Here is a 21582-nt window from a genome sequence, read left to right as displayed (position 1 = left end):
CGGAGTGTGACGGATCATGAGGTGTTGCGGGTCTTCCGCGGGGCGGACGGGCGGTTCGGGAACGAGCTCGGCGTGGTGCTGGACGGCCCGGCGGTGGCGGCGCGGGAGGAGCGTCAGGCCGTCGCGCGGGAGCTGGGGTTCAGTGAGACGGTGTTCGTGGACGACGCGGCGCGGGGAGTGATCGACATCTACACGCCCACGCTGCGGCTGCCGTTCGCCGGTCATCCGTGTGTGGGGACGGCATGGCTGCTGGGCGTGCCGGAGCTGGTGACGGCGGCCGGGACGGTCTCGGTGCGCCGGGACGGGGACGTCACGTGGATCGCGGCGCGGGCGGACTGGGCGCCGGCGCGGACGCTGCGTGAGTACGGGTCGTCCGGCGAGGTGGACGCGTTGGACGTGCCGCCGCCCGGCGAGTGGATCTACGCCTGGGCGCGGACGGGTGATGAGGTCGGCGGCTCCTTGGGGATTCGGGCCCGGGGGTTCCCCGGACGGGACGACGGGATCGACGAGGACGAGGCGACCGGTGCGGCCGCGCTGCTGCTGACGGCCGAACTGGATCGGCCGCTGATGGTGACGCAGGGACGGGGGTCGCAGATCTTCACCAGGCCGCGCGCGGACGGGCTGATCGAGATCGGCGGTCGTGTGTCGCGATGAGTTTCGCGGGTCGGGCAGGTCTCACCTCCTATGGAGAGGATGACTCCGGTGGGCAGCCTTGCGGAACTGCTCGCCCAATCTGTGGATAACTCCGTCGTACCTGGTGCCGTGGCACTGGTCACGCAAGGGGAGAAGACCGAATTCGCGGCCGCCGGAAACACGTCGCTCGAGGGCGGTGTCCCGATGAAGCGGGACACCATCTTCCGCATCACGTCCCTGACCAAGCCGATCACGGCGGCGGCCGCGATGATGCTCGTCGAGGACGGCCGGATCGCGCTGGACGACGCCGTCCGCGAGTGGCTTCCCGAGCTGGCCGCGCCCGTGGTGGTCAGGACTCCGCGGAGTCCGGTCGACGACGTCGTTCCCGCGGCGCGTCCGATCACGGTGGAGGACCTGCTCACGTTCCGTGCGGGCTACGGCTTCCCCGCCGATTTCACCCTCCCGGCGGTCCAACGGCTCATGGACGAACTCCAGCAATTCGTGATGGAGCCCGATGTCGCCCCAAAGCCGGATGAATGGATGGAAATCCTCTCGACCATCCCGATGGTGAGTCAGCCGGGGGAGGCGTGGCGCTACAACACCTGTTCGGACATTCTGGGCGTGCTCATCGCGCGCGTCGCGGGACGCCCGCTGGACGAGTTCCTCGGCGAGCGGATCTTCGCGCCGTTGGGCATGTCCGACACCGGCTTCTGGGTGCCGGAGGGGAAGACGCACCGGTTCGTCCCGTCCTATGGGCGGCGTCCGGACGGAACGCTCGAACTCCACGACACCCCGGTCGGCGGCCACTGGAACAGGCCGCCGGCGTTCCCGTCCGGCGCCGGCGGGCTCGTCTCGACCGTGGACGACTGGGCCGCCCTCGGCCGGATGCTCCTCGCGGACGGTGGCGGGTTGCTGTCCCCGGCGTCCGTCCGGCTCATGCTCAGCGACCACACGACGCCCGCCCAGCGTGACGCTGTCCGGCTGTTCCTGCAGGGGCAGGGCTGGGGGTTCGGCGGCGCGGTGGACATCAACGAGGACGAGCCCTGGGCCAGGCCCGGACGCTACTGGTGGACCGGCGGCACGGGCACGACCGCCCAGATCGACCCGTCCACGAACACCGTCGCCGTCCTGCTCACACAGGTCGAGATGGAGAGTCCCGTCCCGCCGCCGCTCATGACCGCGTTCTGGACCTACGCCACGAACCGGTGACGCGCACGGGTGACGCCGTGTCGCGGACAGGGCGCGCGTCCGTGCCGCGAAGCGATGCCGTGCTCCTGCGGCATGAACCGGTGGTGCGCTGTGTTCTAGTGTGTCGCGCCGTTCCAGGTGAGGGTGCCTGAGCGGAGGTCGTCGATCACCGACAGCAGCCAGGCGTGCTCGGCGGCGGTGACCGTCCGCGCGTACTCGGTCTCCAGGCCGGACACCCGGTCGAGGCTCGTGCGCGCGTTCTCGGCGAGGACCCGGTCGTGCTCGTCCAGCGTGGTGGACACCCGTGCGGCACGCCGTTCCAGCGCGGACAGCGCCTCCTCCGGGGCGATCATCAGCAGGTTGGAGAGCGCGGCCGGGAAGTCGGGGAAGTCGCGGCGCGGCGTCGCGAGCATCTCGTCCATCCAGGCGCGCGCGGTGGTGCGGCCCTCGTCCGTGATCTCGTAGACGGTCCGCTCGGGGTAGGCCTGGTCGCGCTCGGTCGCATGGACGCGGATCAGGCCCGCCTCGGCCAGCCGGTCGATCGTCCGGTAGAGGCTCGTCCGCTGGCTGACATTGCAGACCTGGTCTTTGCCCCAGTCCATGATCAGCCGCTGCAGTCCGTACGGGTGTAGCGGCTTGTACTGCAACAACGCCAGGACGGTCAGTGCGAGTGGTGAGCTTCTGATGGCCATACGGCAAGCCTAGGCCAAGTAACTAGTTGACTCAACACTAGTTTCAGTGCAACTATCCATCCATGACGAACTCCACGGAAGTGCGCACGGCCCTGGTCATCGGCGGCGGCATCGCCGGCCCCGTCACCGCCCTCGCGCTCGCCAAGGCGGGCATCGAGGCCACCGTCTTCGAGGGGCGCCCCGAGGCCGCCGACGGCGTCGGCGCGATGCTCAGCATCGCCCCCAACGGCCTCGCCGCCCTCGCGATCGTCGGCGCGGACGAGGCGGTCCGCAAGGTCGGCCAGCCCGTTCCGGGCGTCGTCATGCAGGACGGCACCGGACGTGCACTCGCCGACTTCCACGGCTTCCCCGGACTGCCCGAGGCGCTCGCCCTCCGCCGCGCCGACCTGTTCCGCGCGCTCGCCGACCACGCCATCGCGGAGGGCATCGACATCCGCTACGGAAAGCGCCTGGTCAACGTGGTCGAGAAGGCGGACGGCGTGACCGCCGAGTTCGCCGACGGGACCACCGCCACCGCCGACATCCTGGTCGGCGCGGACGGCATTCGGTCCACCGTCCGCGAGCTGATCGCCCCCGACGCGCCCGCGCCCGGTTACGGCGGCGTCCTCAGCTTCGGCGGCGTCGCGGACGGTGGTCCGGACGTTCCGGTCGAACCCGGAATGATGTACTTCGCGTTCGGCCGGACGTTCCTCGGATTCTGGTCGCTCCCGGACGGGCGCGTCGTCTGGTTCGGCAGCCTGCCGCGCGAGGAGCCGCTGACGTACGCCGAGGTCCGCGAGGTGTCGAACGAGGACTGGCTCGCGCGCCTGCGCGAGCTGTACACCGGTCACGTCCCCGGCGAGGCCCTGATCGGACGGACCGCCTCGGAAGACCTGATGGCGGTCGGCCCGATGGAGTTCATGCCGGACGTCCCGACCTGGCACACCGACCGGATCGTCCTGCTCGGGGACGCGGTGCACGCGCCGTCCTCCAGCTCCGGGCAGGGCGCGTCGCTGGCCGCCGAGAGCGCCGTCGAACTGGCCCGCTGCCTCCGCGACCGTCCGACCGCGGCCGAGGCGTTCGCCGCCTTCGAGGCCCTGCGCCGCCCGCGCGTCGAGGCCATCACCGGCGACGCCCAGCGCAAGAACAAGGCCAAGGCCGGGAAGACCGGCGACAAGCCGTCGTTCCCGACTCCGGAGCAGATGTTCGCTCCCGTCCACAAGTTCCAGATCGACTGGAACGCCCGCGTCTGACCCCGTCCGCCCGCCGAGCTCGGAGCGCAACCACCACGGTCGCCGCCGGGCTCGGCGTACGGCCGTCCGTGTCCGACCCCACCCGACGCCGAGAGCTCGGTGTGCACCGTCAGTATCGGGCCCCGGTCGTCGTCTAGCTTGGGGCAAACCGTCCGTATCCGCCCCCCAAGCCGTCGACGACCTCGACGTACAACCGCGGGTTGTGGTCGAGCCGCATGGTGTTGTTTGAGCGCAGGTCACGGGTCGGTGTTGGATCCCGGTGTGGCTCTTCGGTTGTCCCTCGGACGGGATTTCGCCTGGCTCTGGCGGGCGTACGCGGTCAGCTCCCTCGGGACGATGCTCGCGCTGGACGCGTTCCCGATGATCGCCGTCCTCGCCCTCCACGTGGACGCGGCCCGCGTGTCGCTGATCGCGGTGGCGGGCGGCGCGGCGGCCGCGCTGCTGGCCTTCCCGCTCGGCCCGTGGGTGGAGTACCGGCCGAAACGGCGGTTGATGGTCAATTCCGACCTGGTGCGGTTCGCCGCCCTCGCGACCGTCCCGCTGGCCTACCTCGCGGGCGCGCTGACCTACACACAGCTGCTGGTCGTCTCGGTGGTCGTCGCGCTCGCGAACATCGTGTTCGTCGGGGCGTCCGGCTCGCACCTCAAGGCGCTCGTCTCGGACGAGCGGCTCGGCGACGCCAACGGCAGTTTCGAGTCGGTGAACTGGCTGTCCACGGCGGTCGGGCCGCCGTCGGGCGGCGCGCTGATCGGGGTGTTCGGGCCGGTCGCGACGGTCGTGCTGAACGCGCTGAGCTTCCTTGGCTCGGCGCTCGCGATCCGGCGGATCGAGCGGCCCGAGCCCGCCCCGCCCGAGCGCCGCCCCGGGACGTCCCGCCGCGCGGAGATCGCCGAGGGCTGGCGGGTGATCGCCACGAACCGCGAGCTGCGCATGCTGTTCGCGGCCAGCACCCTGAGCAACTCGCTGATCATGGCGGTAGCCCCGCTGATGACCTTCCGGATGATGAACGACCTGGGCTTCTCACCGCTGGAGTACGGCCTGGGCGTCGGTGTCCCGTGCGTCGGCGGGCTCCTCGGCGCTCGCCTGTCGCGTCCGCTGGTGGCGCGGTTCGGGATGCGGGCCGTCCTTATCGTCTCGGGCGCCGGGCGCCTCCCGGGGCTGCTCGGGCTGGCCTTCGTCGGGCCGGGGCTCCCCGGACTGCTCGTGTTCATGCTGGCCCAGGGCGACCTCATCGTCGGCTCGGCGATCTACAGCCCGGCGTTCGCGACGCGCCGCCTCCAGCTTTCCGGCGAACGCACCACCGCCCGCGTCCTCACCGCGTGGAAGGTCGGCGGGCAGGTCGGCATCGCGGCCGCGACGCTGGTCTGGGCCGGACTCGCCGCCGCGACGGACGCCCGGACGGCGGTCGCGGTCGCGGGCGTCCTGATCATGGGCACGGTCGTCTTCCTGCCCTGGCGGACGTCCGACGCCCCGCCCCAGTCCGAGCACGAAGCGGAATCCGGGGCCGAAGGCGAATCCGACCACGAAGCGGAATCCGGGCACGGTGCCGAACCCGGGCACGATGCCGAATCCGAGCACGAGCCCGCCAAGGCCGAGGCGGGCACCGCAGGCACCGCGGGCGGCGGTTGACGGCTGTTCCGGATCGTCCTGAGAGCGGGTGTTCGACGCCCGTCCGGTCCCATGCCGATGGTGAGAGTTCGGGGTCCGTCCGGGTAAGCCTTCCGTCACACTGCCCCGGATAGGTCATCGTCCCGCCCGTCCCGGCGGCGTCAGCGTCGGAGGCGGTCATGAGAAGCGGCGCCACGCGCCGGGAGCGGCGGGTCATGGAGCGCCTGCGCCACTGCCTGCTCGGCCTCGGATGGGACGTCGTGCGCCGCTACGAGGACGAGCGGCCGCTGCTCCGCGTGCTGTCCCCGGTGAGCACCTGCATCGGCGACAGCGTGGTGATCGACGGCGGCTGGTTCCGCTCCGGGACGGGCGTCTGGCTGGCCCCCTGCCGCGAGGCCGACCGGGCCGCCGAGGCCGTGGCGCGGCTCCTCGCGCCTTACGTGATAGCGATCGTGATGGCCCGTCAACAAGAGGACGACTGACAGAGACCATGCAGGCGGGCGCCTCCTCGTCCCCTGGGTGGACACACGGGTTCCACCCCACCGCCGATGACCGTGGCCCGGCCATCCGACTACCGTCGGTGATTGTCGGGCGGAGAAAACGGCGGTGAAGGACATGGGTGTCTGGATTTTCGACGCGGTGGTGATCCTGTGGCTGGCCGGCGAGGTCGGCCTCCGGATCGTGGAGATGCGCAAGGCCGGGACGGTCCGGGTCAGCGAGCACGGCACGCTCGGGCTCTTCGTGGTCCTCGGCGTCGGCGGCGCGGTCGTCGGGTCGCTGATCGCCCGCGCGGTGCCGTCCTTGGACTGGCACGTCGGGACGGCCGTGTACCTGGCCGCCGCCGCGATCATGCTGGTGGGACTGGCCGTGCGGTTCTGGGCCATCGTGACGCTGGGGAAGTTCTTCCGGTCCAGCGTGCACGTCCAGGAGGGGCACCAGGTGGTGTCGAGCGGTCCGTACCGGTTCGTCCGGCATCCGTCCTACACCGGGCTGATGCTGCTCTTCATCGGCGTCGCGCTGACCTTCGGGAACCTCATCAGCCTGGTGGTCTTCCTGGTGTGCGTGTCGATCGCGACGCTCGTCCGCATCCGGGTCGAGGAACGCGTCCTGTCGGCCGAGCTGGGCGACGCCTACCGCGAGTTCGCCCGGACCCGTGCCCGCCTCGTCCCGCACGTCTGGTGACCGGCCGGGACGGGGCCGGACGCGAAGCGTCAGAGGTGTGCCGTAGGGTGCGCCACGACCGCATTCCGCTGGAGGACGGGGCTGGGGTCTGTGGCGAGTTGGGACGCGGACGCGCTGGTAGAGCTGCGTGCGGCGGCCTTCCGTAGGGACGGGGCCGCCGCTGTCGGCATGCTCAAGAACCGTCCGCTCGAGCCCGTCCTGCAGTTCGCGGGCGACCTGCTGTCGGCCGCGTTGCACGAGGGCAGCGCCGAGGCCGAGTCACTGGCCCGCGCATGCCTGGACGCGTTGCAGGCCCGCGACGCCCCTGGCGACGCCCTCCTGGCGGCGACCCTCGACACCGCGCTCCAGGTCAACGCCGAGCCTCAGAGCGACGCGCGGCCTCTGGACGGCGCTCAGGGCGTTCCTGTGGACCTGGGAGCCCTGGCGTACGCCCTCGCGGACGGCGACCCGGTCACGATCCTCGACCTCCGCACAGGCGACCTCCTGGCCGAGGACGAACTGGACGGGACGCACGACACCCGCGACCTCGTAGCCCTCTACCGCGACATCTCGTCCGCCCAAGACGACATGCACGCCTTCGCCGAATCGGCGCCGAACACCCCGGCGCCCATGCAGAGCGTCCGCGCCTACACCGACGCCCTAACAGGCACGCACCTGGAGTTCGCCTGGGAGCTCTTCCATGAGGAGAGGCAACGCGGACGCGCCCGCCAGTGGCTCGCCGACAACGGTCTCCGCGCCGTCCACAGGCCCTTCCTCTGACCAAAAAGGCGGCCCCGGCCTGGAAACCCATCCAGACCGGGGCCAACAAACCCAACAAACCAACAAACCCGACAAACAACTACAGACCAGGGCGCACCAGCGGGAACGGGACGGTCTCCCGGATCGACCGCCCCGTGAGGGTGATCAGCAGCCGGTCGATGCCCATGCCCATGCCGCCCGCCGGGGGCATCGCGTACTCCAGGGCACGCAGGAAGTCCTCGTCCAGCTCCATCGCCTCGGGGTCGCCTCCGGCGGCCTGGAGCGACTGCTCGGTGAGCCGCTGCCGCTGCAGGATCGGGTCGATGAGCTCGGAGTAGGCGGTGCCCAGCTCCAGGCCGAAGACGATCAGGTCCCACTTCTCGGCCAGGCGCGGGTCCTTGCGGTGCGGGCGGGTCAGCGGCGAGGTCTCGGCCGGGAAGTCGCGGACGAAGGTCGGGAACATCAGGTCGCCCTCGACCAGCTCCTCGAACAGCTCCTGGACGATCCGCCCCTGCCCCCACTCGGGCGCGTACCCGAGATCGATCCGGTCCGCCAGCGCACGGACGGCCGGTAGCGGCGTGTCCGGGGTGACCTCCTCGCCGAGCGCCTCCGACACCGAGCCGTAGACGGTGATCTCCTTCCACGGCTCGCCGAGGTCGTGCTCCACGCCGTCCCGGACCACGACCGTCCCGCCCGTCGCGGCCAGCGCGGCGTTCACGACCAGGTCGCGGGTGAGGACGGCCATCGTGTCGTAGTTCCCGTACGGCTGGTACGCCTCGAGCATCGTGAACTCGGGGTTGTGGGTGGCGTCCACGCCCTCGTTCCGGAAGTTGCGGTTCAGCTCGTAGACCTTGCCGACGCCGCCGACCAGCAGCCGCTTCAGGTACAGCTCGGGCGCGATCCGCAAGTACAGCTGCATGTTGTAGGCGTTGATGCGGGTCGTGAACGGACGCGCCGTCGCCCCGCCGTGGATCGGCTGGAGCATCGGGGTCTCGACCTCCAGGTACCCGCCCTCGCGGAGCGTGTCCCGGACGGCCGCCACGGCGTCGCCGCGCATCCGCAGCATCTTCCGCGACTCGTCGTTGACGATGAAGTCGACGTACCGCTGCCGGACGCGCGCCTCCGGGTCGGACAGGCCCGTCCGCTTGTTCGGCAGGGGCCGCAGGCACTTGGCGGTCAGCTTCCACTGGGCCGCCAGGACCGACAGCTCTCCGCGCCGGGAGGTGACGACCTCGCCGGTCACGCCGACCTGGTCGCCGAGGTCGATCAGCCGCTTCCACTGCTCGAGCGGCTCGTCGCCGAGCTCGTCCGAGGTCAGCATGACCTGCATGTCGCCCGTCTCGTCCCGCAGCTGGACGAAGACCAGCCGGCCGTGTTCACGGGCGAGGACGACACGCCCGGCGATCGCGACCTGCGTCCCGGTCCGGGTGTCGGGCTCGAGGCCGGTGTGCGCGGCGAGGATGTCCGCGACGAAGTCCGTCCGCTCGAAGCCGAGCGGGTAGGGCTCCATCCCGGCCTCGCGGATCTGGGCGAGCTTGGCGTGCCGGACCCGTTCCTGCTCCGACAGGCGCCGCTGCGGGGCGCGCCGGGCCTCCGCCGCCTCCTCGATCTCGGCGATCTTGGAGACCAGTTCCGGGGTCGGGACGCGGTTGGCGGCCCGCTCCAGCTTGATCCGGTTCAGCGACGGGACGAACCCTTCGGCGCGGGCGTAGGCCAGGCCGAGCCGCACCAGGTCGCGGGACTGCCGGTAGCAGATGAACCGCGGCCGCCAGTGCGGCAGGTACTTGGAGTTCGACAGGTACAGCGACTCCAGCTGCCAGAACCGGGACACGAACGACAGCAGCTTGTAGTAGAACCGCGCGATCGGTCCCGCGCCGATCTGCGAGCCGCGCTCGAACGCCGACCGCAGCATCGCGAAGTTCAGCGAGAGCTGCTGCGCGCCGACCGCCGCCGCGCGTTCGGCCAGCTTGGCGATCATGAACTCGTTCAGGCCGTTCTCGGCGGCCCGGTCGCGGCGCATGAGGTCGAGCGAGAGCCCGGTCCGCCCCCATGGGGCGAACGACAGCAGCCCGCGCAGCTCGCCCTTGGCGTCGAACGCCTCGACCATGACGCAGCGTCCGTCGGTCGGGTCGCCGAGGCGGCCGAGGGCCATCGAGAATCCCCGCTCGGTGGCCTCGCCGCGCCAGGCGTCCGCGCTGCGGATCAGCTTGGCCATCTCCCAGTCCGGGATCTGCGAGTGGCGGCGGATGCGCACGGTGTACCCGGCGCGTTCCACCCGGTGGACCGCCTGCCTGACCTGCCGCATCTCGCGGCCGTCCAGGTTGAAGTCGGTGAGGTCCAGGATCGCCTCGTCGCCCAGCTCCAGCGCGTCGAAGCCGTGCCGGGCGTAGATGTGGGCGGCGCGCTCCCCGACGCTGACCGCCCCCGGGATCCAGGAGTGCGTGCGGCACTCGTTCAGCCAGGCCTCGATCGCCTGGTCCCACGACTCGGGGTCGCCGAGCGGGTCGCCGGACGCCAGCGAGACCGATCCCTCGACCCGGTAGGCGATCCCGGCCTTGCCGTTCGGCGCGGTGATGAAGTCCTTGTCGCGGCGCAGCGCGAAGTAGCCGAGCGAGTCCTGGTCGCCGTACTCGGCGAGCAGGGCGCGCGCGGCGAGCTCCTCCTCGGGGCTGAGCACCGCGTTCCGGCGTCCGGGCCGGAAGAGCGCCCACATGGTGACCAGCAGCAGGCCGGTGCCGAGCACCCCGATGATCACGTCGACCCAGCCGGGCACCTTGACGCCGATCGGCTCCCCGGTGATCCCCGCACCGAGGACGGTCTGCGCCGCCACGTACCAGGGGTGCGCCCAGTAGCTGCCCGTCCCGTCCTCGTCGGTGACGGTGACCAGGAACGTCCCGATGCCGCCGCTCAGCACCAGCAGGACGGAGAACACCACGGCGGCCAGGCGCCGGTTGGCGCGGTCCGGCAGCGAGGTGAACTGGCTGCGGGACGCCAGCGCCATCCCGAGCACCACCGCGTACGCGCCGGTGGTGACGACCTCCCCGGCGGCCGTCGGCTGGCTCGGATCCAGGACCGTGTGCAGCAGCAACGCCACTGAGAACGCGGTGTACAGGCCGAACAGCAGCACCAGCACGCGCCAGGCCGCCTTTTTGCGCCGCCGGATCCCCATCGACAGCAGGATGAACAGCAGACCCCACGGGATGCTGGGGAAGACCGCCAGGTAGTAGAGCCAGCGCAACGCCCAGATGTCGGCGAGTCGGACGATGAGGTCCGACGACAGCCAGGAGAGGATGGACACGATCCCGGAGAGCCGGGTGTACCAGAAGAAGACGGTGGGCGCCGCCTCCACGAGTCTTCGCCAACCGGTGCTCAGGCTCCCCGTTTCGCCTGTTGCCGCCATGGTTCTCCCGTTCAGGACTGTCGGATTGTAGGGATATTTGTACCGGGTGACGCCTTACGCACGCCTACCGCTGACGATAGTCACCATCCCGTCCGGTCTGTCCCCTATGTCTGTTGGGTAGGGTGGCGATCGGCCCGGCGCCGCCGTCCGATCCCGCGGGGTTCGAGACGGCCGTCACCGGCAGGTGAGAGGATCGTTCGCGGGCCGGGTCCAAGATTGTCATCAAAAGTCGATATGGTCGCGGATATGCCACAGGAGACCACCGGGGAGCGGTTGCTCGCCCGCCGCTACCGCCTGGTGACCCAGGTCGGTCGTGGTGGCATGGGAACGGTCTGGCAGGCCCATGATGAGGTGCTCGGCCGGGACGTCGCGGTGAAGGAGGTCATCCTCCCGCATGGTCTCACCGACGAGGAGCGCTCCGTCCAGTACAAGCGGACCTTCCGTGAGGCCCGCACCGCCGCCCGCCTCGGCCACCCCGGCGTCGTCACCGTGTACGACGTCGTGGAGGAGGACGGCCGGCCCTGGATCGTCATGGAGCTCATCCACGCCAGCTCCCTCGACCAGGTGATCAAGCGGGAGGGCGCCCTCCCGCCCAAGCGGGCCGCCGACATCGGCCGCCAGATGCTCGCCGCGCTGCACGCCGCGCACGACGCCGGCGTGCTGCACCGCGACGTCAAGCCGTCCAACGTGCTGCTCGCGGGCGGTGACCGGGCCGTCCTCACCGACTTCGGCATCGCGACCGCCGCCGGCGACGCCACCCTCACCCAGACCGGCCTGGTCATGGGCTCGCCCGCGTACATCGCGCCCGAGCGCGCCCGCGGCCGCACCGCCGGCCCGTCCTCCGACCTCTGGTCACTCGGCGTCACCATGTACGCGATGGTCGAGGGCCGCTCCCCGTTCGAGCGCAACGAGCCGATGGCCGCGCTCGTCGCGGTGATCTCCGAGGAGCCCGACCCGCCGACCCGCTCCGGCCCCCTCACCCCGGTCATCCAGGGCCTGCTGCGCAAGAACCCCGACGAGCGCATGGACGCCATCGAGGCGGGCCGCCTGCTGGACGACATCGTCCGCGCCCCCACGGTCGACACCCAGCGCACCATCGCCGTAGAGTTCACCGCCGAGGAGCCCCCGGCCCCTCCGGCGCCGCCCAAGGGCCGGACGGCGTCCAGAGGCCGGGCAATGTCCAGGGGCCGGGAGGGGACGCCTCCGGCCGACGTCGAGCAGACCCACCAGGCCCCGTCCGTCGAGACCGCCCCGTCCCCGGACCGCCCGGCGCCGTCCCGTCCGCAGCTCCCGCAGCTCCCGCCCGCGCTCGCCGGGGTCTCCGCCCGCCGCGCCCTCCTCGTCGTGGCGATGGTCATCGTGATCATCCTGGCCATCACCGGCATCGTCTGGGGCGCCACCCGGGGCAAGGGCGAGCCCCAGACCAAGAACAGCCCGTCCCACCCGGCGTCCCCGGCCCCGACGACCACGGCGACCACTCCCGTCAAGCCGGCCACATCGAGCGCACCACCCGCGTCCCCCACGGTCCCCGCCGGCTTCCGCACCTACAAGGACCCGCAGGGTTACTCTCTGCCGATCCCGCAGGACTGGAGCAAGCCCGAGCACAAGGAGGGCGGCGGCGGGTGGTTCTTCTACTCGCCGGACCGCCAGACCTACATCCAGGTCGACCGGGCGGAGACGGCGGACACCAGCGCGCTCCAGGACTGGAAGGACCTCGAGCCCGCCCGCAAGCACGTCTTCAAGGGCTACGACCGGATCGCGATCCGTCCGGTGCAGTCCGGGAAGCCCGTCAGCGACCCGACCGGAGTGCGCGCGGCCGACTGGGAGTGGACGTTCGACGGGCGGGGCGGCCGCGTCCACGCCCTCAACCGGGGCTTCGTGATGAGCGGGCACGGCTACGCGATCGTCCTCTACGCGCCCGACAGCGGCTGGAGCAAGACCTGGTCGGACCTGCAGCCCGTCTACGCCGGATTCACCTCCGAGAAGTGACGGCCCCGGAGGCCCGTCGAAGGCCTCCGATTCGTCGTTCACGCCCACGTGGTTCCACTGCACGAAGGCGTACGGCAGGCCGCCGGCCTCCGAGTCCGAGCACAGTGTGACGGGGGTGGCAAGGGGGATTTTTCTGCCTCTGACCGGGCGCGGAATGCCGCCGGTTCGCCGATCCGTTACCCGGTGTCGGTAAAGTCGCTGCTCATGGCCGAGGGTGAAGTGACGGGACCGGGGACCGACGTCCCCCTCGCTGGCCGGTACCGGCTGCTGTCCGTGCTGGGCAGGGGCGGGATGGGGACGGTCTGGCGGGCCACGGACGAGACGCTGGACCGCGAAGTCGCGATCAAGGAGATCCGGCTTCATCCATCGCTGACCGACGAGGAGCGGAGCACCGCGTACGCGCGGATGATGCGGGAGGCGCGGGCGTCGGCGCGGCTCGGGCATCCGGCGGTCGTGACCGTCCACGACGTGGTGGTGCACGACGACCGGCCGTGGCTGGTGATGGAGCTCGTGCCGTCGCGGTCGCTGCAGGACATCATCGACGAGGACGGTCCGCAGCCGCCGCAGCGGGTCGCGGCGCTGGGCCGCCAGCTGGCCGGGGCGCTCCGGGCCGCGCACGCCGTGGGGATCCTGCACCGGGACGTGAAGCCCGCCAACGTGCTCGTCACCGACGACGGACGGGCCGTCCTCACCGACTTCGGCATCGCGCAGCTGTCCGGGGACGCGACGCTCACGCGGACGGGCATGGTCATGGGCTCGCCCGCCTACATGGCGCCCGAGCGGGTCAAGGGCGAGGCGGCGGGACCGTCCTCGGACGTGTGGGCGCTCGGCGCGACGCTGTACGCCGGGGTCGAGGGCAAGGCGCCGCACCACCGCAGCGACGCCATGGCCGTGCTGGCCGCGATCATGACTCTGGACGCGCCGCCGCCGCGGCAGGCCGGGGCGCTGGCGCCGGTGCTGACCGCGATGCTCGACCGCGATGACACGCGCCGCCCGAGCATCGACCAGGTCGAGCAGGAGCTCGGACGGCACGCCACCGCCTCCAGCGGCCCCCCGACCGTGCGGGACGCGCAGGTGCCCGTCCCGCCTGCCTGGACGGCCGAGCCGGCCACGCGACAGGTCACGCCCCACGCCGGAGGCGGCGGGCAGCCGATCCCGCCCCAGGGCGCCACACGGCAGGTCTCTTCCCAGGGGGCCACGCAGCAGGTCCTTCCGCAGGGTGGCGCTCCACACGGAGGCGCTCCGCAGGGTTCGCCTCAGGGCGGCACGCAGGTGGTGGCGGCCGGCGGGGGCGGCGGCACGGGCAAGGCCGTCCTGCTCGTGGTCGGCGGCCTCGCCGTCCTGACGATCCTCGGCGCGGTGGGCTACAACGTCTTCGGACGGTCCGGAGACGCCGCCGGCGCCGATCCCTCCCCGACACAGGCGTCCAGCACGGCGCAGAAGGGCGACGGTGGCGGGCACGGCGCGTCGCCGGTCAAGCCGCGCCCGACCGGGCCTCCGCCGGGCATGACCCTCCAGAACGTCGGCGGCCTCCGCGTGGCGGTCCCGAAGGGGTGGAAGCGTCAGGACGCCAGGACCTTCGTCGATCCGGCCACGTCCAGCTACGTCCAGGTCGACAACCGCCATTGGGAAGGCGACCCCACTCCCGAGGGACACTGGAAGGCCTGGGTCCGCGACCCGGGTACCGCCCAGCAACTCACCGGCTTCAACAGGCTCGACCAGCGGCCGTCCCGAGGCAGGAACGGGCAGCCGGCCTCCGATCTGGAGTTCACCTGGATCCGCAACAACGAGCTCTCGCACGCCCAGGACCGCGGCTTCCGCAAGGACGGCCAGCCCTACGCCGTCATCGTCGTCGCGCCCGAGTCGCGGTGGACGGCGATGCACCCCATGCTCCGGCAGATGCTCGACAGCGCCGGATAGCGCCGGATGGCGCCGGATGGCACCGGCCCTCGGGAACGCCCGCGCGGCGTGACCGTTCCGCTGCTAGGTTCCATACAAAACGGGCGGGGACGCTGGGCTCGAGCGGTATCACCTCCTGTTCGAGCGCCGGACGCAGCCGAAAGCGACTCTTCGGAATCAGAGAGTAGCGACGGTGTCCGACAGGATGGCCGGGCCGTCTGGTTCGTGGTCGCAGGCCGCCGCCGGGGGCAGGACAATGAACTCGGGGGCGCCGCGGCGCGTCCCACTCAGCAGCATTTGCTCCGACGGGGGACCATTTCGTCATGGGTGAGGGACGTCTGCTCGCGGGCCGCTACCGGCTGGACGCGGTGGTCGGGCGCGGCGGCATGGGCACGGTGTGGCGTGCCCGGGACACCATGCTCCACCGGGAGGTGGCGGTCAAGGAGGTCCTGCTGCCGCCCGGGCTCGCCGAGGACGAGCGCGCCGTCATGTACGAGCGGACACTGCGGGAGGCCAGGGCGTCCGCGCGGCTGAGCCATCCCGGGGTTGTCGTCGTCCACGACGTCGTCGAGGAGGACGGGCGGCCGTGGATCGTCATGGAGCTGCTGATCGCGCCGTCGCTGCAGGACGTCCTCGACGAGGAGGGGCCGCTCGCGCACGCGCGCGTCGCCGACATCGGGTTGCAGATGCTCGGAGCGCTGCGGCACGCGCACTCCAAGGGGATCATGCACCGGGACGTGAAGCCGTCCAACGTTCTGCTGTGCGACTCGGGACGCGTGGTGCTGACCGACTTCGGCATCGCGCAGATGGAGGGGGACGCGACGCTGACCCAGACCGGGCTGGTCATGGGGTCGCCCGCCTACATCCCGCCGGAGCGGGCGCAGGGGGCGCGGGCCGTCCCCGCGTCGGACCTGTGGGCCCTCGGCGCGACCATGTACGCGGCGCTGGAGGGACGGTCGCCGTACGAGCGGTCGGACGCGATGTCGTCGCTGCAGGCCGCGCTGCTGGAGCCGGTCCCGCCGCCGCGCAACGCGGGTCCGCTGCGCCAGGTCCTGGACGGCCTGCTGGCCCGGCAGCCGATGCACCGGATGAGCGGTGAGCAGGCCGAGCCGCTGCTCGCGCGCGTCGCCGCGACGGCCGAGCCCTCAGCCGGGCCGTCGGCCGGGGTGACGATGAACGACGAACCACGGACGCTCCTGGACGGTCCCGGCGAGACGGTCACCGACCCGGGCGACCTGCCGCGGATGGCGCTGCGGCAGGAGCCGCCGTCCGTCCGGCGGGACCCGCAGCCCGTCCGGCACGACCCGCCGTCCGTCCGGCGCGATCCGCCGTCCGTCCGGCGCGATCCGCCGTCGATGGAGCGCGCGACGCCGCACGTCCCCCTGTCCCGGACGGCCCCGGACAAGCCGTCCACCCGTCCCGCCCCCGATCCGGGCGAGACGATCCAGCGGGAGCCGTACTCGCGGACCCCGGCGGCGCCGACCGCGCCGGCGCCGACCGGGCGGAACCGCCACACCGTCCTGCTGACGGTCATCGTGCTGCTGGTCGTGGGGGCCGTGCTGGCCGCCGCGTACCTGGTCCGGCAGCAGGTCAAGGGCGGCGACGCACCGTCCGGCTTCAAGACCTTCTCGCGGGACGGGTACTCGATGGCGGCGCCGGCGGACTGGCAGTGGACGGGCACGCAGGACGGCTCGCCGAAGCTCCAGTCCCCGGACACCAACTCGTTCGTGCAGATGGACACCACGGCCTGGACGATCGACGCACCGACGCCGGCCCAGCAGGCCAGGAAGCAGGCGAACCTGGCACCCGGCTCGACGAGGTTGCCGGGCTACCACGGGGTCTCCATGACGTCGGTGACCTACCAGGGCGTAGCGGCGACCGACTGGGAGTTCATCTTCGTCCGGGACACTGCCAAGTTCCACGTGGTGGACCGGTTCGTCCGGCTCAGCAACCGGCCGTTCGCCCTGTACTTCCGGACGCCGGAGAAGGACTGGGCGGACAGCCAGAAGGTCCGCAGCACGATCTACGACACCTTCAAGGTCGGCTGACCGCCCGTCCCGATGTTCCTCAGGCGCCGATGGACAGGGCCACGGCGCTCGCGACACGCGCGCTCACCGAGGGCTGCTCCGACACCACGTCCGTCATCGTCATGATCGGCAGGACGAGCGGCGGCGGGTGCTCGGGGGTGAAGGTGAGCGGGATCCCGAGCAGCTTGGACGACATCTTCGTCGTGTACATGATCACGCCGCCGGTCAGGGTGAGCCTCGGCGTCCTCATGGCGGAGGACGCCGCGCCGTGCCGGACGGTCTGGTCCACGTTCTTCAGCACGGCCTTGTCCATGCTGAACTTCAGGGCCTTGACCGTCCCCTGACGGGTCTGGAGGTCCGCGACGCCGTCGTAGCTCAGCCCCGACATCGCCAGCGAGCTCGCGCGCAGCGTCGAGAGATCGCTGTACGCGCCCGCGACCGACCCCGCCGACTTCGCCTTGGGCTTCGCCGACGGCGTCGCGCTCGGCGAGGCACTGGGAGTCGGCGAGGCGCTCGGCGACGCGCTGGGGGACGTGCTCGGCGACGCCGACGTCGACGGACTGACCGCCGTGGACGGGGTCGGCGAGGGGGACGGACTCAGCAGGTGCCCGCCGAGCAGCGCGGGGGCCGCCGCGATCGGCAGGGCGAGGCCGAGGATCCGTCCACCGCGCGGGGCCGCGTGCGCGCCCCTCCGCGACTCCTGGCCGGGCAGCGGCGAGACCTCCACCAGCGTGTCGGTTGCGAGCGCCTCCCCGGCGACCAGCACGTCAGCGGACGGTACCGGGGGAGCCGGGGGAGCCGGGGGGACGTTCCGGCCGCGCCGCTTCTTCGCGCCGGGCGTCCAGGCGAAGCCGAGCGCGCCGCCGAGCAGGCCCAGCAGCATGCCCAGCAGGAACCCGCCGAAGTTGGACGTCAGGAACGAGCCGAGCGACAGCAGGACGGCCAGCACCCCGAAGAAGGAGCGCTGGGCGGGCTGGAACCACAGCAGCAGCCCGGCGACCACGAGCAGGGCGCCGAACAGCCAGCTCGCGATCCCGGCCATGCCCTGGTGGATCACGATCGGCATCGGCGCGAGCGGAATGGAGATGATCTCCAGGCCGCCGAGGACGGCGAACAGCCCGCCCCAGAAGGGACGCGTGCGCCGCCACCGGCGGAACCCGTGCGGAGTCGTGGAACTCATGCGGTCCTCAGAAGCACTCGTCGCCGAGCTTCATCGAAAGGTTGTTGAGCTTGAACGTGCCGGCGGTGGTGGCCCACGCGACCTGGCGGACGTTCTTCAGGTGCACCTCGTCGGCCTGCTGGCCGAACATGCCGGCGCCCGCGCGGCCGAGGGCCCGGGTGTTCTTGTCCATCGTGGACGCGTCGCGCCCGATCTCGATGTTCTTGAACTCGGCGTCGGCGTCGAGCTGCTGGACGTCCAGGGTGAGGTTGCTGGCCTCGACCGGCTTGCCGCCGTCGCCCGCGGTGAGCCGCAGGACCACGCCCGGCATGACCTTCACCGACTGGCACATGTTGGTGATCTTGGCGTTCTTGATGCCGGAGATCTGGACCAGGTGCTTGGTCCCGTTCTTCTCCTCGTCCGCGCCGCCGTACTGGACGAAGCCGGTGCCGTCGAGGGCCGCGGCCTTGACCTTGAAGCTGCTGCCGGAGACCGCGAACGAGGACGCGAGCGAACCCTGCGCGGTCATGAAGACCAGCGCTCCGGCGCCGACCACGGCCGGCCCGGCGAGGGCGGCGAAACGCTTCCAGCGGACCTTGCCGAGGGCGGCCTCGGTGGAGTCGGTCATGTGCTCTCTCCCAGGGGGACGAGGGGGTAGGAAACGGTCATCTGGTGACGATCGTCACTTCGGTGACTCATCGTGCAAGTTACCCTCAAGTACTTACTTGCTCAAACCCAGATCCGAAATTAAAGGTAAAAACTGACAGCGGCTGAGCTGGGAAGATATTCGATTGATCATGTAATAGCGGTCGTTCGGGACGCCCGAAAACCACTACCGAAAGTGATCAATGCTGATGCGCGACGCCCCCGCGCAACAGGGGATCGAGCGCCTGGCGCAGCGCCCGAACCTGCGCGCACAGCGGCGGGACGGCCGGGTCCAGCCCCTCCGCGAGCGACTCGACCTCGCGCAGCCGCGCGTCCACGAGCCTGAGCCGCGCCCCCGCCGGAGCGGGGTCCGCGGCCGGCGCGGCGATCACGGCGGGGGCCGGGGCGGGAGCCGCCGCGGGAGGCGTCGCCGAGGCCGTGACGGCGGCCCGCAGCAGCGCGGCCTGGCGCCGCAGTTCGCGCTGGTGCCGGTCGAGTTCGGCGAACGCCGTCACCTTGGCGCGCAGCAGCCACGGGTCGAACGGCTTGGCCAGCAGGTCCGCCGCGCCGACCGCGTACACGCTGGACGCCAGGTCGGGGGTGTCGCTGGCGGTCATGAAGACGATCGGGACGTGCCGGGTGCGCGGACGGCTGCGGATGTGCCGCGCGGTCTCCAGGCCGTCCATGCCGGGCATGCGGATGTCCATGAGGATCAGCCCGAAGTCCCCGCCGAGCAGCGCGCGGAGCGCGGCCCGTCCGGAGTCGGCGCACACGACCTCGACGGGCAGCGCGTCGAGCACCGCCCGCAGTGCGACGAGGTTGTCCGCCCTGTCGTCGACCGCGAGGATCCTGGTCACGTCGGCCACGCCAACCCTCCGAGCACACCTCTCAGCCTGCGCCGTCCACCCCCCGGAATCCACACCATCGCACGTCCGCACGCTCGGCGACAGAGGATTGTCGCAGAGTGAGAATTCCCCTCCGGAGCTCGGCGTCCGGGCCCCGGGTCAGGTCAGCCAGCCCGGCCGGACGAGCCCGGACTCGTAGGCGTGCACCACCAGCTGCGCCCGGTCGCGCGCGCCGAGCTTCACCATCGCGCGGCTGACGTGCGTCTTCGCGGTGGCCGGGCTGACCACCAGGCGGGTCGCGATCTCCTCGTTCGAGAGCCCCTCGCCGACCAGTCCCAGCACCTCGCGCTCCCGGTCGGTCAGGTCGTTCAGCCGGGGCGACACGTGCGCCGGACGCGTCCGGGTGGCGAACTCGGCGATCAGCCGCCGGGTCACGCTCGGGGACAGCAGCGCGTCGCCGCCCGCCACCACCCGCACCGCGTGGATCAGCTCGACCGGCTCGGTGTCCTTGACCAGGAACCCGCTGGCCCCGCCGCGCACCGCCTCGAAGACGTACTCGTCCAGCTCGAAGGTGGTGAGGATGACGATCCGGACGTCGCCGCACCGCTCGTCGGACGCGATCCGGCGGGTCGCCTCCAGGCCGTCCAGGCCGGGCATGCGGATGTCCATGAGGATCACGTCGGGACGCAGCCGCCGGGCGCCCGCGATGGCCTCCTCGCCGTCGCCGGCCTCGCCGACCACCTCGATGTCCGGCTGCGCGGCGAGCAGCGCCCGGAACCCCGCCCGGACCAGCGCCTGGTCGTCGGCCAGCAACACCCTGATCATGCCCGCTCCTCCTCGGCGTCGATCGGCAGGACGGCCTCCACGCGGAACCCGCCGCGCGGCCGCGGCCCGGCGCGGAACGAGCCGCCGAGCGCCGCCGCCCGCTCCCGCATCCCGCGCAGGCCCGCGCCGCCGCCCGGCCGCTCGTCGTTCTCGTCCGGACCCGGCGCGCCGCGTCCATCGTCCTCCACCCGGACGGTCAGCTCGTGCTCGCCGTAGTCGATGTGGACATGCACGGTCACCGGACCGGGACCGCCGTGCCGGGCCGCGTTGGTCAGCGACTCCTGGACGATCCGGAACGCGGCCAGGTCGCACGCGGCGGGCAGCGGCCGGACGTCCCCGCTCGTCCCGGCCTCGACGCGCACCCCGGCGGCGCGGGCGCGGGCGGCCAGCTCGTCCAGCCGGACCAGCCCGGCCGTGGGGGAGCGCGGCGCGGACTCGTCCTGCGCGCGCAGCGCCCCGATCACCGACCGCATCTCGGTGAGGACCTCCTTGCTGGCCTCCTTGATCGCGGTGAGCGCGGCGCGCGCCTCCTCCGGATCGTCGTCCAGCAGGTGCAGCGCCACCCCGGCCCGCACGTTGATCATGGAGACGTTGTGGGCCAGGATGTCGTGCAGCTCGCGCGCCATCCGCAGCCGCTCCTCGCTGGCCTGCCGCCGCTCCCGCTCGGCCCGGGACCGCTCGGCGGCCGCCGACCGCTGCGCCCGCATCCGCATCAGCTCGCCGTAGACCAGGACGACCAGCGCCCACCCCAGCGCGAACAGCACCCCGGCCAGTTCCGGCCGCGGCGCCGGGAACGTGTTCGTGGACGTGCCGCGCTGCTCCGGGTCGATCCCGAGGAGCTGGGTGACCGCGAAGTACACGCCGAGGCCGCCGAGCGTCCCGGCCCAGGCGGCCCGCCGGTGGCCCGCGTACAGGGCCGCCAGGATCGCCACGAAGACCGTGACCGGCACGGGCCCGTACGGGTAGGCGCGCAGGAAGTAGAGGCCCGTGATCAGGCCTGTGGCGGCCAGCGTGACCACCGGGTGGCGGCGGCGCAGCAGCAGGACGGCCGGCCCTCCGATCAGCAGCGCGATCGCCAGCGCGTCCAGTGGCGTCACGGGCGGGATGGGCGGGCCGGGGTGGCCGCGGTGGTTCCAGCGGTGGTGAGCCGCCCCCACCGTCACGAACACCTGGAACGCCGCCAGGAACACGGGCACGACCCAGACGGGCCAGGACGCCGGCCGCAGCCGGGACCGCGGCCGCCCGGGCGCGGCGGAGGGTGGGGAGAGGCTCACCTGGGCACAGTAGGACGCCCGCCCCCGACCCCGCGTCCCCCAGCGGGAGTGATCACCCCTACTCCCGCAGGAGTACGCAGCTCAGCCCACCCGCGAGGCACCTTCCCGCGCCGCCGGAGCCCGGCCCGCCCCACCCGAAGAGCGCGCCGGGCGGCTCAGGCCCGGCAGGCCCGGCAGGCCGGGCAGATCGGGCCGGGTCAGGCGAGGCGAGTCGGGGCAGGCCAGGCGGGCAGGCCGGGGCGGTGC

Annotated in this window: 17 protein-coding genes; 10 read left to right on the top strand and 7 right to left on the bottom strand. The window is 72.0% G+C overall.

Annotation, left to right across the window (positions count from 1 at the left end; all coding sequences use genetic code 11):
• Positions 1 to 6 precede the first annotated feature (6 nt).
• Both AB0L06_RS33180 and AB0L06_RS33175 read left to right on the top strand, forming a co-directional pair.
• Positions 7 to 654: a PhzF family phenazine biosynthesis protein gene (locus AB0L06_RS33180; RefSeq protein WP_500235100.1), complete on the top strand. Its 648-nt coding sequence runs from the start codon at positions 7 to 9 to the stop codon at positions 652 to 654.
• 30 nt (positions 655 to 684) lie between these two features.
• The gene (locus AB0L06_RS33175) at positions 685 to 1842 is read left to right on the top strand and encodes a serine hydrolase domain-containing protein (protein ID WP_500235099.1); all 1158 of its coding nucleotides are present in this window, start codon (positions 685 to 687) and stop codon (positions 1840 to 1842) included.
• 95 nt (positions 1843 to 1937) lie between these two features.
• On the opposite strand, the gene AB0L06_RS33170 is transcribed toward AB0L06_RS33175, so the two are convergent.
• A complete protein-coding gene (locus AB0L06_RS33170) occupies positions 1938 to 2513 on the bottom strand; it encodes a PadR family transcriptional regulator (RefSeq protein ID WP_500235098.1) in 576 nt (191 codons plus the stop codon).
• 62 nt (positions 2514 to 2575) lie between these two features.
• Between AB0L06_RS33170 and AB0L06_RS33165 the strand changes: the two genes are divergently transcribed.
• The 5 genes from AB0L06_RS33165 to AB0L06_RS33145 all read left to right on the top strand — a co-directional run bounded on the left by AB0L06_RS33165 (position 2576) and on the right by AB0L06_RS33145 (position 7294).
• On the top strand, positions 2576 to 3745 hold the full coding sequence (locus tag AB0L06_RS33165; RefSeq protein ID WP_500235097.1) for an FAD-dependent oxidoreductase: 1170 nt from the start codon (positions 2576 to 2578) through the stop codon (positions 3743 to 3745).
• A 261-nt stretch (positions 3746 to 4006) separates the two neighbouring features.
• Entirely contained in the window at positions 4007 to 5374 is a 1368-nt protein-coding gene (locus tag AB0L06_RS33160) for an MFS transporter (protein WP_500235096.1), read from the top strand.
• Positions 5375 to 5532: 158 nt separating this feature from the next.
• Positions 5533 to 5835: a hypothetical protein gene (locus tag AB0L06_RS33155; RefSeq protein ID WP_500235095.1), complete on the top strand. Its 303-nt coding sequence runs from the start codon at positions 5533 to 5535 to the stop codon at positions 5833 to 5835.
• Between the two features lie 133 nt (positions 5836 to 5968).
• Positions 5969 to 6535: a methyltransferase family protein gene (locus AB0L06_RS33150; RefSeq protein WP_500235094.1), complete on the top strand. Its 567-nt coding sequence runs from the start codon at positions 5969 to 5971 to the stop codon at positions 6533 to 6535.
• 90 nt (positions 6536 to 6625) lie between these two features.
• On the top strand, positions 6626 to 7294 hold the full coding sequence (locus AB0L06_RS33145) for a hypothetical protein (protein ID WP_500235093.1): 669 nt from the start codon (positions 6626 to 6628) through the stop codon (positions 7292 to 7294).
• A gap of 79 nt (positions 7295 to 7373) precedes the next feature.
• On the opposite strand, the gene lysX is transcribed toward AB0L06_RS33145, so the two are convergent.
• Positions 7374 to 10673, bottom strand: coding sequence for a bifunctional lysylphosphatidylglycerol synthetase/lysine--tRNA ligase LysX (lysX, locus tag AB0L06_RS33140; protein WP_500235092.1), 3300 nt, complete (start codon positions 10671 to 10673; stop codon positions 7374 to 7376).
• Positions 10674 to 10919: 246 nt separating this feature from the next.
• Between lysX and AB0L06_RS33135 the strand changes: the two genes are divergently transcribed.
• From AB0L06_RS33135 to AB0L06_RS33125, 3 genes are all read left to right on the top strand, one after another.
• Positions 10920 to 12662, top strand: coding sequence for a serine/threonine-protein kinase (locus AB0L06_RS33135; protein WP_500235091.1), 1743 nt, complete (start codon positions 10920 to 10922; stop codon positions 12660 to 12662).
• A 204-nt stretch (positions 12663 to 12866) separates the two neighbouring features.
• On the top strand, positions 12867 to 14582 hold the full coding sequence (locus AB0L06_RS33130; RefSeq protein WP_500235090.1) for a serine/threonine-protein kinase: 1716 nt from the start codon (positions 12867 to 12869) through the stop codon (positions 14580 to 14582).
• A gap of 302 nt (positions 14583 to 14884) precedes the next feature.
• Positions 14885 to 16609 (top strand): serine/threonine-protein kinase, encoded by a 1725-nt coding sequence (locus AB0L06_RS33125; protein WP_500235089.1) that lies wholly within the window; start codon positions 14885 to 14887, stop codon positions 16607 to 16609.
• 19 nt (positions 16610 to 16628) lie between these two features.
• Here the strand turns inward: AB0L06_RS33125 and AB0L06_RS33120 are convergent, their stop codons facing one another.
• The 5 genes from AB0L06_RS33120 to AB0L06_RS33100 all read right to left on the bottom strand — a co-directional run bounded on the left by AB0L06_RS33120 (position 16629) and on the right by AB0L06_RS33100 (position 21336).
• Positions 16629 to 17768 (bottom strand): DUF6114 domain-containing protein, encoded by a 1140-nt coding sequence (locus tag AB0L06_RS33120; protein ID WP_500235088.1) that lies wholly within the window; start codon positions 17766 to 17768, stop codon positions 16629 to 16631.
• 7 nt (positions 17769 to 17775) lie between these two features.
• Entirely contained in the window at positions 17776 to 18375 is a 600-nt protein-coding gene (locus AB0L06_RS33115) for a DUF6230 family protein (protein ID WP_500235087.1), read from the bottom strand.
• A 217-nt stretch (positions 18376 to 18592) separates the two neighbouring features.
• A complete protein-coding gene (locus AB0L06_RS33110; protein ID WP_500235086.1) occupies positions 18593 to 19258 on the bottom strand; it encodes a response regulator in 666 nt (221 codons plus the stop codon).
• 138 nt (positions 19259 to 19396) lie between these two features.
• Complete coding sequence (locus tag AB0L06_RS33105) at positions 19397 to 20062, bottom strand: response regulator transcription factor (protein ID WP_500235085.1); 666 nt, start codon at positions 20060 to 20062, stop codon at positions 19397 to 19399.
• Positions 20059 to 21336 carry a sensor histidine kinase gene (locus AB0L06_RS33100; protein WP_500235084.1) on the bottom strand — a complete coding sequence of 426 codons (1278 nt, stop codon included), beginning with the start codon at positions 21334 to 21336 and terminating at the stop codon, positions 20059 to 20061. Before AB0L06_RS33100 ends, AB0L06_RS33105 begins: the two co-directional genes overlap by 4 nt.
• Positions 21337 to 21582 lie beyond the last annotated feature (246 nt).

The organism is Spirillospora sp. NPDC052269, from assembly GCF_040679435.1.
Taxonomy (GTDB): Bacteria; Actinomycetota; Actinomycetes; order Streptosporangiales; family Streptosporangiaceae; genus Spirillospora.
The sequence above is the reverse complement of the archived record's forward strand: the minus strand, read 5'-3'. Positions and strand labels throughout refer to the sequence as shown.